A 14,638-nucleotide genomic window follows, 5' to 3' on the forward strand; every position below is an offset into this window, starting at 1 on the left:
CAAGCGAAAAACTAACACCACTCTCTATGCAAAATGCCTTACTGGTCCTGCTCGCCCTGTTCCTGGTCGCGCTCAATGGCTTTTTCGTGGCCGCCGAATTCGGCATCGTCACACTCCGAAAAACCCGCGTGCGCGCCATCGCCAAGAGCCAGGGCCTGCGCGGGCGCCTGCTGGGCAAGGTCCACGGCCAGCTCGACGCCTACCTGTCGGCCTGCCAGCTGGGCATCACCCTCGCCTCGCTGGGCCTGGGCTGGGTGGGCGAACCGGCCTTTGCCAGTATCCTCGAACCCGTGTTCGGCATGATCGGCATCGATTCCGAGAAAATCATCCATACGGTATCGTTCGTGGTCGCCTTCAGCGTGATTTCCTTCCTGCACATCGTGGTCGGTGAGCTGGCGCCGAAATCGCTGGCGATCCGCAATCCGGAAGTGGTCGGCCTGTGGACCGCGCCGGCGCTGTACGTGTTCTACTGGTCGATGTACCCCGCCATTTACGTGCTCAACGGTAGCGCCAACATGGTGCTGCGCCTGGCGGGCCTGTCCGGTCCGGGCGGGCATGACGCGCACTATTCCACCGATGAGCTCAAGCTGATCCTGCGCACCAGCCAGCCCGGCGAAAAGTTCACCCGCGACGAGCGCCACATCCTGGCCCAGTCCCTCGACTTCAGCCAGCTGTCGGTGGCCGACCTGATGCGTCCGATCAATGAAGTCATCGCCCTGCACGCCAGCAAATCGCTGGAAGACAATTTGCAGACCGTGGTGAGGAACCGTTTCAGCCGCTATCCCTACTTCGATACCAATGGCGAAGACGTGCTCGGCGTGATTCACCTGAAGGATCTGTTTTTCGCCCAGCAGGCCGGGCGTCCGATCAAGGACCTGAACCAGTTCCTGCGGCCGGTCGAGACGATGTCGGCGCGCACCCCGGCGCAGCAAATGTTCCGCCGTTTCCGCGACGGTGCGCCGCACTTTGCGCTGATCGGTGAAAAGGGCAAGCGCCCGGTCGGCTTCATCACCCTCGACAACCTGCTCGGCGCCATGGTCGGTGAAATCCGCGATGAATTCCGCCTCAACGAAAACGACTGGCTGCGCCAGCCGGACGGTACCCTGATCGGCAAGGCCAGCCTGCCGATCTTCTCGCTCGAACGCATTCTCGGCATCGATATCGATAACGAGACGCTGGGACTGGATGAAGTGGAATCGGTGGGTGGTTTGCTGATGGTCAAGCTGGGCGACATTCCCAAGCAGGGCCAGCGGATCGAATTTCCGCACTTCGACATCGTGGTCAAGAAGATGAACGGTCCGCGCATCGTGCTCATCAAGGTGATCCCGCAGGTCGAGCGCACGCTCGACACGGACGAGCAGGACTAGGCACACGGCCCGCAGGAAAGTCCGGGGCGCGATACGATCCCGGCTTCAATAATCAATGACGGCAGTTGCGATTGTGTCGGCAGCGCCCGGTGTCCGGTCTGGCACCGGGTGGGATGGGATAGTGCCTAGACGTCGTTGACGACGGCCGGCTCGATGCCGGTCCATTCGCGCATCAGCGAGTAGCCCACCGCCAGCAGGGTCGGGCCGATGAACAGGCCGACAAAACCGAAGGCCAGTACCCCGCCCAATACCCCCAGCAACACCAGCAGGAATGGCAGGCTGCTGCCGCGGCTGATCAGCATCGGCTTGACCACGTTGTCGACGCCGCTGATGAGCACCAGGCCCCACACCACCATGAAGATGGCCCAGCCGGTCTGGCCCTGGTTGAACAGCCAGATCGCCGCCCCGCCCCAGATGATCGGCGGGCCGACCGGCACCAGCGACATGACGAAGGTGGCCACGGCCAGCAGCGGCACCGCCGGCACTCCGGCAATCACGAAGCCGATGGCGGCCACCAGGGCCTGCGCCAGTGCCGTTCCCAGCAAGCCGTACATGACGCCGCGCACGGTCTGGCTGACGGTGCTGGCGATCCTGGGCGCACGCTCGCCGATGATGCGGTCCATGGCCACGCCGATGGCGATGAGCAAAGTGTGGCCATCGCGGTACAGGAAAAAGCTGACGAAGGCGGCCAGGCTCATCTGCGCGACGCCGGCGCCCAGCACGATGCCGCCGCCCAGCAGGTAGTGGCGCGCCGGTTCCAGCAGGCGCTGGGCCAGTGCCATCATCTGTTCGCGGCTCGACACCAGGTTGCCCACATAGCTGTACAGCGTTTCGCCGACCACGGGAATCTGGCGCAGCCAGGCCGGCGGCTCGACGTGGCCGGTGGCCACCGCGGTTTTGAGCTGGTCGTAAAAGCGCCCGATATCGTCGGCCAGGTTGTACGCAACCAGCGCAATCGGCAGGATCACCAGGCACGTCAACGTCAAGGTCAACGTCAGCGCGGCCAGGGTACGGCGTCCGCGCATGCGCCCCAGCACGTACAGGTAGATCGGCCAGGAAGAGATAACGATGGCGGCGGCGAACAGGATCGCCGCCAGGAACGGGCGCAGCACGTACAGGCAGCCGATGGTGAGCAGCGCGATGGCGCCCATGTAAGCGTAATTCTTGCTGCCGCGTGCCTGTTCCATGGTCGTCCCGTCAGGTAAGTAGGTGGATCAGTCGAGCAATTGTTTGATGTCGTGCACGATCGGGCCCGGGCCCTTGCCATGACGCACGAACAGGCGAACCTTGCCGTTGCGGTCGAACACATAGCTGGCCGCGGTGTGGTCCATCGAATAGCTGCCCTCGGCCTTGCCGTCGACCCTGGCGTAGAACACCTTGAATTCCTTGGCTACCTTGGCGGTCGCTTCCGCATCGCCATACAGGCCGAGGAAGCGCGCATCGAACGCCGGCACATACTGGGCCAGCAACTCCCTGGTGTCGCGCGCGGGGTCGATGGTGACGAACAGCACCTGCACCTGGTCGGCCTTGGGACCGAGTTCCTTCATCACCGCCGCCATTTCGGCCATGGTGGTCGGGCACACGTCCGGACACTGGGTGAAGCCGAAAAACATCACCACCACCTTGCCCTTGAAGTCGGCCAGGGTGCGCGGCTTGCCGTTGTGGTCGGTCAGCGCGAATTCGCGCGCGTACGGCAGTCCGGTCAGGTCGGTGTTCTGGAAACTGAGTGGCTTGGCGGCCGGTTTGTCGCACCCGGCCAGCAGCAGGCCCAGCGCGCACAGAGCGAGCAATTTTTTGATCATATTTTGACGTAGTGGTCGAGCAGCAAGGCTGCAAACAGCAGCGACAGGTAAATGATGGACCAGGTGAACGCCTTGCGCGCCACCTGGTCGGAATAGTGGCGGTACACCTGCCAGCCATGCCACAGGAACACGGCATTGAGCACCACGGCCGAGGCCAGGTAGATGTGTCCGCTCATGCGCACCGCGTACGGCAGCAGCGTGGTGGCGGCCAGCGCGATCGAATACAGCCAGACGTGGAAACCGGTGAAATTCATGCCGTGCGTGACCGGCAGCATCGGCAGGCCCGAGCGCGCATAGTCGTCGCGCCGGTACATGGCCAGCGCCCAGAAGTGCGGCGGGGTCCACACGAAAATGATCAGCACCAGCAGCCAGGCTTGCATCGGCACGTCGTTGGCGACCGCGGCCCAGCCGAGCGCCGGCGGCATGGCGCCCGACAGGCCGCCGATGACGATGTTCTGCGGCGTGGCCGGTTTCAGGATCATGGTGTAGATGACGGCGTAGCCGACAAAGGTCACGAAGGTGAGCCACATGGTCAGCGCATTGACCATCGTGTACAGCACGGCCATGCCGGCGCCGCCGATGATGGCCGAAAAGATCAGGGTCTGGGTCTTGGTCAGTTCGCCCATGGCGGTGGCGCGGCGCGCGGTGCGCGCCATGCGCGCATCGATCTCGGCTTCGAGCAGGCAGTTGACGGCGAACGCGGCGCCGGCCAGCAGCCAGATGCCGACCGTAGCCGGCACCAGGATGCGCCAGCTGGGCACGCCTTCGGTGGCCAGCAGCATGCCGATCACCGCGCAGAACACGGCCAGCTGGGTTACTCTCGGTTTGGTCAGCGCCCAGTATTGGGCGGCGCGGTTGGCGGATTTGTGTGTTGCGGTCTGGGTTGTCATTGGTGGTGGCTTGCTTGCAGTACCGGGCCGGAGGGGTACTTGATCTTGTAGTTTAACATGGTCACCATCAGCACCAGCAGCGCGGCGCCGGCGTTATGCAGCACGGCGATGGTCAGCGGGAAGTTCAGGTAGACGGTGGCGATGCCGGTCGCGGCCTGGACGGCGAGCACGATGGCGATCCCGCGCGCGTGCCTGGCCACGCCCGGATGGGCGCGCGCGCGCCACGCCGCCAGGCCCAGCACGGCCAGCACGACGAAGGCGAAGTTGCGGTGCACCCAGTGGATCGCGGTCAGGGCGGAGAACGGCAGGTAGTGGCCGGCCGCGGTCTTGCCCAGCTCGCGCCACAGGGTAAAGCCATGCTCGAAGTCCATCTCGGGCACCACTTTGCCGTTGCAAAGAGGGAAATCGGCGCAGGCCAGGGTCGCGTAGTTGGTGCTGACCCAGCCGCCCAGGGCGATCTGGATCGTCAGCACCACGGCGGCGGCCAGCGCCAGGCGGCCCAGCATGCTGGGCGCGCCGGCGGCGGGCGCGGTAAAGCGCCCATGGGCCAGCGCGGCGGCGCGGTTCTGGCGCGCACCCAGCCACACCAGCATGGACAGCAAGCCCATGCCCAGCAGCAGGTGGATGGTGACGATGACCGGCTGCAGCTTGAGCGTCACGGTCCAGGCGCCAAAAGCGCCCTGGATCAGCACGAACACGAACAGCGCGGTCGGCAGGCCGGGCGCGAACTCGGCGCGGCGCGTCTTGCGCCACTGAACCCAGGCGGTTCCCATCAGCGCCACGATCAGCACACCAATGCCCATCGCCAGGTAGCGGTGGATCATTTCGATCCAGGCCTTGACCACGGTCACGGGGCCGGTCGGCATCAAGGTTTCGGCGGCGACGATCTCGGCATGCGCGAGGAACGGATTGGCGGCGCCATAGCAGCCCGGCCAATCCGGGCAGCCCAGGCCCGAATCGGTCAGGCGCGTAAAGGCGCCGAAGACGATCAGGTCGAACGTGAGGAACACCGTGACCCAGACCAGCTTGCGGTATTTGTTGGGGTCGGACGACATCCAGACCATCGCCAGCGGCAGGCAGGCCGCCAGCAGTCCGATCAACCCCAGTTGCACCATGGACGAGAATTGCATCGCTTAACCGATCGCGGACGCTTTGAGCAGCTTGTACATGTCCTTCTTCACCTTGGCCGGATCAGGCTGCTTGGGGAAGCGCATCATCAGATGCCCCATCGGGTCGATCAGGTACATGTGCTCGTCCACCTTGCCGCCCGGCTCGACCGGCAGCCAGGACGTCACGGCCGCGGCCGGGACGCGCAGCATGCGGGTGCCGTCGACCACACGCATGAGCATGGTGTCGATCGGGGTCGCGTCGGTGATCAGCCAGACGCGCTCGATGCGCTCCATTTCCTTGCCCTGCATCAGGCGCAGCTGGCGCATCGCGACCAGCTGGTCGCGGCAGGCTTGCGGGCACTCGCCCGGACCGACCTGCAGCATGATCCATTTGCCCTTCCAGGCGTCGAGCGCGATCGGCTTGCCGTCGAGCGTGGTAATGCCCATCGCCGGCGGGATCGGGTACTTTTGCGGCTCGATCAGGGTCCCGTAGTTGGTGCGCCCGGTCGGCTTGATCACGTAATAGGTCAGGTAGGAAAACAGCATCGGCGCCGCGCACACGAAGACCACGGCCAGCAGTTTCCAGCGGCCGCTCCATTGACTTGCTTTAGTCGTTTTGTTTTGTTCCACGTTGAAATCCTGTAATCACGAAAAAGAGCAGCGCCATGACCGCCAGCGCATACCATTGAAATGCATAACCCTGGTGTTTTTCCACGTTCAGGGAGGGTGCCGGCCAGTTGCGCACCAGCTTGTCGCCGGCCGGCGCCGGGCCGCTTTGCTCGATAAAGAAGGGCTGCACCGCCAGCTTGCTCGCTTGCGCGAACTCGGCCGGCGTCAGGTTTTGCAGGATCGCCTTGGGCGCGACCGGCGCCGCCGTTCCGAGCTGCATCACCTTGCCCATGCCTGCGCGCGCCAGGCCCGTGATGGTCACCGTGCCGGCCGGCGTATCGAACTGCGGCAAGCGGTCGTACTGGCCGGTGTAGCGCGGCAGCCAGCCGCGTGCCACCAGCACGTGCATATCAGTACCCTCGATGCGCAGCGGCATCAGCAGGTAAAAGCCGGCCTTGCCTTCCTGCGGACGGTTGTTCAGGAACAGCGGCCAGTCGCGCACGAAGGTGCCGGTCGCCGTCACCGGGCGCAACTCGACCTGGGCCGGCGTGAGCGCGGCCGCGCCGAGCACCACCGGGGCGGCGCCGGCGCGCGCCGTGATGGCCTGCTGCAGGCCGATTTTCTCGGCCGCGCGCCCATCCTGCCAGCGCCCCAGGGCGATGCCGAGCGCCACCAGCAGCACCGTAGCCACGAAGGGGATCGCCCGAAACCGGAAGCCGATACGCATTACAATGGTGCCTTACTCAAAAAATTCGAGCTCATTATGAAAATCCTCGTCGCTATTGCCTTCATGCTCATCATCGGAAGCCTGGGCTCTGCCCTGTTCTTCCTGATGCGCGACAAGGGCAAGAGCAACCGCACGGTGCACGCGCTGGCGATGCGCGTGGGCCTGTCGATTACCCTGTTCCTGGTGCTGCTGGGCAGCTACAAGATGGGCTGGATCGCGCCGACCGGCATTCGCTGACGCTGAGCGGCCCTCGGCCAATCAAGGTCATTCCCAACCGCAAAAAACCGGGGACAGGCCACCGCTTGGTGGACTGTCCCCGGTTTTTCTTGTTCTAAACCTGCCGGAGGGCGCACCCTCCGCTGCATGCCGCCATTTACAGCCAGTAGACGACGATGTACAGGCCGAGCCAGACCACGTCGACAAAGTGCCAGTACCAGGCGGCGCCTTCGAAGCCGAAGTGGTTCTCGGCGGTGAAGTGGCCCTTCATGACGCGGTACAGGATCACCGACAGCATGATCGCGCCGAGCGTCACGTGGAAACCGTGGAAACCGGTCAGCAGGTAAAAGATCGAACCGTAGATGCCCGAGGTCAGTTTCAGGTTCAGGTCGCTGTAAGCGTGCATGTACTCGTAGGCCTGGAAGCCCATGAACACGAAGCCGAGCAGGATGGTGGCGGCGAGCCAGAACGCGGTCTTGGCGCGGTGGCCGGCGCGCAGGGCGTGGTGCGAAATGGTCAGGGTCACGCCCGACAGCAGCAGCAGCGCGGTGTTGATGGTCGGGATCGGGAACGGACCCATGGTCGTGAAGTTGTCGATGGTGCCGGCCGGGCTGGCGCCGCCCCACTGGGCTGCGAAATCAGGCCAGATGATCTTGTGATCGAGGTCGCCCAGCCATGGCATGGTGATGGTGCGCGCATAGAACAGGGCGCCGAAGAATGCGCCGAAGAACATGATTTCGGAGAAGATGAACCAGCTCATCGACCAGCGGAACGACAGGTCGATGCGCTTACCGTACTGGCCCGCTTCGGATTCGCCGATGGCGTCGCCGAACCAGAAGTACAAGACCAGCAGCGTGGCCAGGATGCCGGCGATATTCATCGCCGGGCCCCACGATACGTCATTGACCCAGGCCGAAGCGCCGATCATCGTGACGAGCAGCGACAAGCCGGCGGCCATCGGCCATTTGGACGGGCCCGGCACAAAATAATACGGTGCGGCGGCGTGTGGTGAACTCATCTTCATCTCCTAAATCAAACTGTATGCGGTGAATTTATTGCTAATTTGTAAAAACTTAATCGGGCGGCCGATTTTACGACACGGCAAATTTCACCAATGCCACCAGCACGCCAATGAACAACATCACCCCAATCAATCCGGCAATTACCACATGCACCGGATTCAGGCTGGCCGAATCTTTTTCGTAATCGCTGCGCTTGCGGATGCCCAGGAAAGACCAGAACACCGCTTTCATCGTGGCGCCGAAAGACGCCTTGGCGCCGGTCGCGCTTTCCTCGCCCTGCTTTACATCGGTCATGGCGGCCCCTTACTTTGCTGCCTGGGTGCCGGCAATCTCGAAAAACGTGTACGACAAGGTCATCGTCTTCACGTTTTGCGGCAGGGCCGGATCGATGTAGAACACCACCGGCATCTGCCTGGCTTCATTCGCCTTCAAGGTCTGCTGCTTGAAGCAGAAGCACTCGACTTTTTTAAAGTGCTGCATCACCAGTTGCGGCGCGAAGCTCGGAATCGCTTGCGCCTGCACGGTCCGGTTCTGCGTATTGACCACCTCGTACACCACGGTGGTCAGTTCGCCCGGATGGACTTCGATTGAACTCGTGGTCGGGCGGAAACGCCACGGACCCTGCGAATTGCCATCGAACTCGATCGTGATCTTGCGCGAGGTGTCGATCTGGGTATTCTTGTCGTACTTCACCGTGCCATCGGACTGGGTCAGTACGTTGATTCCGAGCATTTCGCACAAGTGCTTGTACACGGGAATCAGGGCGTAGCCAAAACCGAACATGATCACCGCCACGACCAGCAGCTTGCCGAGCATGGTGCGATTGAGCTTGAGCTTTCCGGATTCTTCAGTTGCCACGTCAGCTCACAGCCAAATACGTTTGATAAATACCATGGCAAAGAAAAATGCCGCCAGCACGGCCAGAATCAGGCCGGTTCTTGCATTGTTCGGTTTTTTTGGATCAGACATCGCGTTCCACTTACAAGTTCAGTGGCGCGGGCAGCAATTCGCTGTCCGCGCCGCTGTATTACTTTACCGTTACTTTACCGTCGGCGGTGTTTCAAAGGTGTGGAACGGGGCCGGGCTCGGCACGGTCCACTCCAGGCCTTCAGCGCCATCCCATGGCTTGTCGGCCGCTTTGGCGCCGCCACGAATGGTCGGCAGGATCACGCAGAACAGGAAGTACACCTGCGACAGGCCGAAACCGAACGCGCCGATGGTGGCGATCGTGTTGAAGTCGGTGAACTGCGCCGGGTAATCCGCGTAGCGGCGCGGCATCCCCGCCAGACCCAGGAAGTGCATCGGGAAGAAGGTGATGTTAAACGTGATCAGCGACAGCCAGAAGTGCATCTTGCCGCGGAATTCGCTGTACATGTGGCCCGTCCACTTCGGCGACCAGTAGTAGAAACCGGCGAACAGGGCGAACAGGGAACCTGCTACCAGCACATAGTGGAAGTGAGCCACGACGTAGTAGGTGTCCTGCAGCTGGATGTCGATCGGGGTCACGGCCAGGATCAGGCCGGTGAAACCACCCATGGTGAACACGAAGATGAAGCCGACCGAGAACAGCATCGGGGTCTCGAACGTCATCGAACCCTTCCACATGGTGGCGATCCAGTTGAACACTTTCACGCCGGTCGGCACCGCGATCAGCATCGTTGCGTACATGAAGAACAGCTGGCTGGTCACTGGCATGCCGGTGGTGAACATGTGGTGAGCCCAGACGATGAACGACAGAATCGCGATCGACGCGGTCGCGTAGACCATCGAGGCATAGCCGAACAGTGGCTTGCGGGCAAACGCCGGCAGGATCTGCGACACGATACCGAACGCAGGCAGAATCATGATGTACACCTCGGGGTGACCGAAGAACCAGAAGATGTGCTGGTACATGACCGGGTCGCCGCCGCCGGCAGCGTTAAAGAACGAAGTGCCGAAGTGACGGTCGGTCAGGGTCATGGTGATCGCGCCAGCCAGCACAGGCATCACGGCGATCAGCAGGTAGGCGGTGATCAGCCAGGTCCAGCAGAACATCGGCATTTTCATCAGGGTCATGCCGGGAGCGCGCATGTTCAGGATGGTGACGATGATGTTAATCGAACCCATGATCGACGAGGCGCCCATCAGGTGCATCGCGAAAATCGCCATGTCCATGCCGGGGCCCATCTGGGTCGACAGCGGAGCGTACAGGGTCCAGCCGGCAGCGGTTGCGCCGCCAGGCACCAGGAACGAGGTCGCCAGCAGGATTGCCGCGGGCGGCAGCAGCCAGAACGAGAAGTTGTTCATCCGTGCGAACGCCATGTCGGAGGCGCCCACTTGCAGCGGGATCATCCAGTTGGCGAAGCCGACGAAGGCCGGCATGATCGCGCCGAACACCATCACCAGACCGTGCATCGTGGTCAGCTGGTTGAAGAACTCGGGCTGGAAGAATTGCAGGCCCGGCTTGAACAGTTCGGTACGGATCATCAGCGCCAGCACGCCGCCGGACAGCAACATGATGAGCGAGAACCACAGGTACAGGGTACCGATATCCTTGTGATTGGTGGCGAACAGCCAGCGGGTCATCCCCGTCGGGTGATCGTGGCTATGATCGTGATCATGGCCGTGTGCGTGATCTAGTGTGCTTGTGCTCATAACTTACTCCCGATTACTTGTTACGTGCAGCCAGGACTTCGGCTGGTTGAACGATATTTTCCGTTGCCTTGTTCGACCAGTTGTTGCGGGTGTAAGTAATCACCGCAGCAATATCAGAATCCGACAATTGTTTCCAGCCTGGCATTTCGGTCGGGTACTTGCCCGACTTCTGGCCGTGCAGCAGCACATTGATCTGTTCCGCTTTCGCGCCCAGCACGACCGGCGAGGCGTCGAGCGCGGCGAACGCGTTCGGCACTCCCTTGCCGTTAGCCTGGTGGCAGACCACGCAATTGGTGGTGTAGACTTTTTCGCCTTTGACTTTCAGTTCGTCGATGGTCCACACTTTCGATGGATCGTCGGCCAGGGCAGCCATTTTCTTCTTCTCGCCTTCGACCCACTTGGTGTAGTCGGCGTCGGAGACGACATTGACCACGATCGGCATGAAGGCGTGTTCTTTACCGCACAGCTCGGCGCACTGGCCGCGGTAGACACCGATCTGCTCGGCCTTGAACCAGGTGTCGCGCACGAAACCGGGAATCGCATCCTGCTTGACGCCGAAGGCCGGGATCATCCAGGCGTGAATGACGTCGTTGGCGGTCAGGACGATACGGATCTTCTTGTTGACCGGCACGTAGATTTCATTGTCGACTTCCATCAGGTAGTTGACGCCGCGCGCTTCGGTCGGCTCGACACCTGGCGAACCGACTTGCGAACGCGGGGTTTTCAGGTTCGACAGGAAGGAAATGCCCTCGCCCTCGCCCTTGAGGTAGTCGTAGCCCCATTTCCACTGCATGCCGGTGGCTTTGATGGTGATGTCGGCGTTGGAGGTATCTTTCATCGCTACCACGGTCTTGGTCGCTGGCAGCGCCATCACGATCACGATCAGGAAAGGGACGACGGTCCAGGCGATCTCGACAGCGGTCGATTCGTGGAAGGTGGCCGGCTTGTGGCCCAGCGAACGGCGGTGCTTGAAGACCGAATAGAACATCACGCCGAACACCGCGACGAAGATCACCATACAGACGATCATCATCCAGGTGTGCAGGTCGTTGATTTCCGACGCAATCTTCGTCACTGGCATTTGCAGGTTCAGCTGGTATTCCACCGGACGTCCCTCCACCGGTGCAGCCAGCGCAGGGATGCTGGCCGAAATTGCCAGACCGAACATCAAGGCCTGAAGTCGCTTTGCATATGTCATGTTTTCCCCAACCACCCAAAAATAAAAATATTTTTTCTACGCCGAGCATCCTGATCGGATCCCGGCGCTCCGAAACCATCGCACAAAAAGGGCCCATACCGTCCCGGCGCGCTCACGGCACGGCGGACCCGACTGGAACCCTGACATCGGCCATAGGTGAACAAAGCACACTGATGAACGCTGACTTGCTATCGCTTTCGACTGCTGCACCGCTTCACAAGCACCGACAATTTTCGGTATCGATCAGCACAGTCGACAAAATTAGTCGTTGATTATACTCAAGGATAGCCCCCCTCATCAAGGGAAAATCCTGCCGTAACGGGTCAGCCGTCGCCTGTTTGCCCCGCTTTGACGGCCCTTTTGTACCATGTCTGGTACAAGTGACAGGCCCGGACCTAAAACCCTTGACGGCGCATCAACGCCCCTTGCGCGGCTCAAAACGGATGATCGCCTCGCCGGCGGCGGTCACGCGCGGCGCCGGACGGAAGGCGTGGCCGTAGATCACCTCGAATGTCAATCCCAGTTTGCCGTCCGCACGGCGCTGCCGCTCCAGCGCCGCCAGCATGCGCTGCCAGGCCGCGCGCCCGAACAGGCCGCGCCGGCGCGTGGCGAGCGGATTGCCGCCCAGCGCGCGGGCGTCGGCCAAGAGGGCCGCGGCCGTGTCGTAGGTGACCGTGATGACTTCCATGTCCATGACAGGGGTGGAAAACCCGGCCTCCACCAGCTGGTCGCCGAAGTCGTGCATGTCGACGAAAGGCAGCACGTGCGGGCTGGGGGCGGACCCGGTTCCGGTCCCGGTGTCGGCCTCGGCGAACGCCGTGCGCAGCTCGCGCAGGGTATCCGGGCCGAAATTGGAAAACATCAGCAAGCCATCCTGGCGCAGCACCCGGCGCCACTCCGCGAACACGCGGTCGGGCTGGGGATGCCAGTGCAAGGCCAGGTTGGACCACACCAGGTCGACCGAGTTCGGTCCGAACGGCAAACTGCCGAAATCGCCGCACAGCAGATCGACCCCGGCCTTGCCCGGCAAGAGCCGGCTGAGCATCTGATTGAGCGATTTCAGGGCCGAGGCCGGCGTTTTGGCCGCCTCGATCATGGCGGCGGCCGCGTCGAGGCCGACGATGTGGGCGGCGGGATAATCTTTTTGCAACAACGCCAGGTCGGCACCGCTGCCGCAGCCGGCGTCGAGCACGCGCTTGGGCGCCACCTTGACCAGCATCAGGCGCTCATGCATGCGGGCGGCGATCTCGCGCCGCAGGAAATCGGACCGTTCCACGCGCTGCGGACGCGAGAACAGGGTACGCACGCGCGCCAGGTCGATCGGCGCGCTCAGGGTATCGGGGGTAGCCATGGAGGGTGAAATGAGCTGAGATGAGATAATGCCGGCAGTGTACCCGTTTGCCGTATTCCCGTTTGCCGCATTCCCATTTTGAAAGGGCAGTCCGATGAGCGCGTGGCCGCAGCGCGAAACCATGGCAGGCATGCTGCGCGCGCTGCTGCCCTCCACCTGCGCCTTGTGCGGGGGTGGCGCCGACGCCCCCGTGTGCGCGCCCTGCGCGCGCCAGTTCGTGGCCGCCGGCGGGGCGCGCTGCCGCTGCTGCGCCAATCCGCTCGGCGGCGCCGACGCCGGCCTGGCCTGCGGCGCCTGTCTGGCCGGCGCGCCGGCCTACGACGCCACCGTGGCCGCCAGCGACTACGCCAGTCCGCTCGACCAGCTGGTCCTGCGGCTCAAGTTCGGCGGCGCCCTCGCGCTGGCGCCCTGGTGCGCGCGCACGCTGCACGCGGCAGTGCTGGCCGCGCCCGGCTTTACGCTGCCCGAGCTTCTGTGTCCGGTGCCGCTGGGCCCGGCGCGGCTGAGCGAGCGCGGCTATAACCAGGCACTCGAAATTGCCCGGCCACTATCGGCGCTGCTGGGCATCGCCCTGCAGCCGCGGCTGACGCTGCGCCGGTTCGACACGCCGGCGCAATCGGGCGCGACGGCGGCCGAGCGCAAGAACAATATGCGCCATGCATTTCTGGTGGCGCCGGACATGCTGGCGCAGGTGCGCGGGCGCCACATCGGCGTGGTCGACGACGTCATGACCAGCGGACACACATTGAATGCGCTGGCGGCCACGCTCAAGCGCTTCGGCGCCGCGCGCGTGAGCAACCTGGTGTTTGCGCGCACGCCGCCGCACTGACTTTACAAAAGGAGAATGACTTGTTCCACGTCGTACTGGTAGAACCCGAAATCCCGCCGAATACCGGCAACATCATCCGCCTGTGCGCCAACACGGGGGCGCAGCTGCACCTGATCGAACCGCTGGGTTTCCCGCTCGACGATGCCAAGATGAAGCGCGCCGGGCTCGACTACCACGATTACGCCACCATGAAAGTCCACAAGAACTGGGAAGCGTACCTGAGCGATTGCCAGCCCGACCCGGCGCGCATGTTCGCGCTGACCACGCACGGCTCGTCGCCGTTCGCCGAAGCGAAGTTCCTGCCGGGCGACGTGTTCGTGTTCGGCGCCGAAACGCGCGGCCTGGCGCCCGCACTGCGCGAATCGTTCGCTCCAGCCCAACGCATCCGCCTGCCGATGCGCCCGGACAACCGCAGCCTGAATTTATCGAACACGGTGGCCGTGGTGGTGTTCGAGGCATGGCGCCAGAATGGCTACGCCGGCGGCGCCTGAGAAATTGCCGCACGATTGCATCAGTCCGGCAAAAATTCCCACGAAGCCTTACTATCATGACATCAGCGTTCCCCTGTCCGCTCCGTCATGATCAAGCTCCAGCTCCTGCTGCGCGATCCCGCCCGCGATCGCAGCGATGACCCCGCCCTGTGCGCCTTGCTCGAGGCGCACGGCATGCATGTGACCGCCTGCGGCATGGCCACCATCTCGGCTGAAGCCTCGCTGGCCGACGCAGAAAATTTATTCGGATCAATTCCAAATGTAAGGGCCGGGTTCGCATCCGATGTAACATCCACACCGGCACTCGCGATTCCGGCGGATCTGGAACACGCCGTCAGCCTGATTACCATCGCTCCACGCCACGCGGCGACGAGCCAACCTACCTAGGGGGAA

Annotated in this window: 18 protein-coding genes; 5 read left to right on the forward strand and 13 right to left on the reverse strand. The window is 62.9% G+C overall.

The annotated features are described in order from the left end of the window. The first annotated feature begins 26 nt into the window (after positions 1-26). Positions 27-1,367, forward strand: coding sequence for a hemolysin family protein (locus RBA40_RS21350; RefSeq protein ID WP_306649751.1), 1,341 nt, complete (start codon positions 27-29; stop codon positions 1,365-1,367). Between the two features lie 125 nt (positions 1,368-1,492). Here the strand turns inward: RBA40_RS21350 and RBA40_RS21355 are convergent, their stop codons facing one another. Genes RBA40_RS21355 through RBA40_RS21380 form a run of 6 tightly spaced genes read right to left on the reverse strand, consistent with a single transcriptional unit; the run spans position 1,493 to position 6,504 of the window. After that, positions 1,493-2,554: an AI-2E family transporter gene (locus RBA40_RS21355; protein ID WP_306649752.1), complete on the reverse strand. Its 1,062-nt coding sequence runs from the start codon at positions 2,552-2,554 to the stop codon at positions 1,493-1,495. A 27-nt stretch (positions 2,555-2,581) separates the two neighbouring features. Further along, positions 2,582-3,169, reverse strand: coding sequence for an SCO family protein (locus tag RBA40_RS21360; protein WP_306649753.1), 588 nt, complete (start codon positions 3,167-3,169; stop codon positions 2,582-2,584). Then, a complete protein-coding gene (gene cyoE / locus RBA40_RS21365) occupies positions 3,166-4,059 on the reverse strand; it encodes a heme o synthase (protein WP_306649754.1) in 894 nt (297 codons plus the stop codon). The genes RBA40_RS21360 and cyoE overlap by 4 nt, the downstream gene beginning before the upstream one ends. After that, a complete protein-coding gene (locus RBA40_RS21370; RefSeq protein ID WP_306649755.1) occupies positions 4,056-5,189 on the reverse strand; it encodes a COX15/CtaA family protein in 1,134 nt (377 codons plus the stop codon). The genes cyoE and RBA40_RS21370 overlap by 4 nt, the downstream gene beginning before the upstream one ends. Before the next feature lie 3 nt (positions 5,190-5,192). After that, positions 5,193-5,798, reverse strand: coding sequence for an SCO family protein (locus RBA40_RS21375; RefSeq protein WP_374710527.1), 606 nt, complete (start codon positions 5,796-5,798; stop codon positions 5,193-5,195). Then, the gene (locus tag RBA40_RS21380) at positions 5,776-6,504 is read right to left on the reverse strand and encodes an SURF1 family protein (protein ID WP_306649756.1); all 729 of its coding nucleotides are present in this window, start codon (positions 6,502-6,504) and stop codon (positions 5,776-5,778) included. Before RBA40_RS21380 ends, RBA40_RS21375 begins: the two co-directional genes overlap by 23 nt. Before the next feature lie 36 nt (positions 6,505-6,540). Between RBA40_RS21380 and RBA40_RS21385 the strand changes: the two genes are divergently transcribed. Beyond that, on the forward strand, positions 6,541-6,741 hold the full coding sequence (locus RBA40_RS21385) for a twin transmembrane helix small protein (protein ID WP_167088374.1): 201 nt from the start codon (positions 6,541-6,543) through the stop codon (positions 6,739-6,741). A 136-nt stretch (positions 6,742-6,877) separates the two neighbouring features. On the opposite strand, the gene RBA40_RS21390 is transcribed toward RBA40_RS21385, so the two are convergent. The 7 genes from RBA40_RS21390 to RBA40_RS21420 form a co-directional block, all read right to left on the reverse strand. After that, positions 6,878-7,738 carry a cytochrome c oxidase subunit 3 gene (locus RBA40_RS21390; protein ID WP_306649757.1) on the reverse strand — a complete coding sequence of 287 codons (861 nt, stop codon included), beginning with the start codon at positions 7,736-7,738 and terminating at the stop codon, positions 6,878-6,880. A 73-nt stretch (positions 7,739-7,811) separates the two neighbouring features. Further along, positions 7,812-8,036, reverse strand: a complete 225-nt coding sequence (locus tag RBA40_RS21395) for a DUF2970 domain-containing protein (protein ID WP_306649759.1) — start codon at positions 8,034-8,036, stop codon at positions 7,812-7,814. Positions 8,037-8,045: 9 nt separating this feature from the next. After that, on the reverse strand, positions 8,046-8,600 hold the full coding sequence (locus tag RBA40_RS21400) for a cytochrome c oxidase assembly protein (protein WP_306649761.1): 555 nt from the start codon (positions 8,598-8,600) through the stop codon (positions 8,046-8,048). Between the two features lie 6 nt (positions 8,601-8,606). Continuing rightward, positions 8,607-8,711 carry a cytochrome oxidase small assembly protein gene (locus RBA40_RS21405; protein ID WP_229413311.1) on the reverse strand — a complete coding sequence of 35 codons (105 nt, stop codon included), beginning with the start codon at positions 8,709-8,711 and terminating at the stop codon, positions 8,607-8,609. Between the two features lie 69 nt (positions 8,712-8,780). Beyond that, a complete protein-coding gene (ctaD, locus tag RBA40_RS21410) occupies positions 8,781-10,376 on the reverse strand; it encodes a cytochrome c oxidase subunit I (protein WP_099874403.1) in 1,596 nt (531 codons plus the stop codon). 13 nt (positions 10,377-10,389) lie between these two features. Further along, the gene (coxB, locus tag RBA40_RS21415; RefSeq protein WP_306649762.1) at positions 10,390-11,574 is read right to left on the reverse strand and encodes a cytochrome c oxidase subunit II; all 1,185 of its coding nucleotides are present in this window, start codon (positions 11,572-11,574) and stop codon (positions 10,390-10,392) included. A gap of 415 nt (positions 11,575-11,989) precedes the next feature. Continuing rightward, positions 11,990-12,925, reverse strand: a complete 936-nt coding sequence (locus tag RBA40_RS21420) for a methyltransferase domain-containing protein (protein WP_306649763.1) — start codon at positions 12,923-12,925, stop codon at positions 11,990-11,992. Positions 12,926-13,019: 94 nt separating this feature from the next. Here RBA40_RS21420 and RBA40_RS21425 point away from each other — a divergent pair, with 94 nt between their 5' ends. From RBA40_RS21425 to RBA40_RS21435, 3 genes are all read left to right on the forward strand, one after another. Continuing rightward, positions 13,020-13,754: a ComF family protein gene (locus RBA40_RS21425; RefSeq protein ID WP_306649765.1), complete on the forward strand. Its 735-nt coding sequence runs from the start codon at positions 13,020-13,022 to the stop codon at positions 13,752-13,754. Between the two features lie 20 nt (positions 13,755-13,774). Beyond that, a complete protein-coding gene (gene trmL, locus RBA40_RS21430; protein WP_099874399.1) occupies positions 13,775-14,245 on the forward strand; it encodes a tRNA (uridine(34)/cytosine(34)/5-carboxymethylaminomethyluridine(34)-2'-O)-methyltransferase TrmL in 471 nt (156 codons plus the stop codon). A gap of 87 nt (positions 14,246-14,332) precedes the next feature. Continuing rightward, complete coding sequence (locus RBA40_RS21435; RefSeq protein ID WP_306649767.1) at positions 14,333-14,632, forward strand: hypothetical protein; 300 nt, start codon at positions 14,333-14,335, stop codon at positions 14,630-14,632. Positions 14,633-14,638 lie beyond the last annotated feature (6 nt).

Origin of the sequence: Massilia pseudoviolaceinigra (assembly GCF_030846505.1) — a bacterium.
Classification (GTDB): Bacteria; Pseudomonadota; Gammaproteobacteria; order Burkholderiales; family Burkholderiaceae_D; genus Telluria_A; species Telluria_A violaceinigra.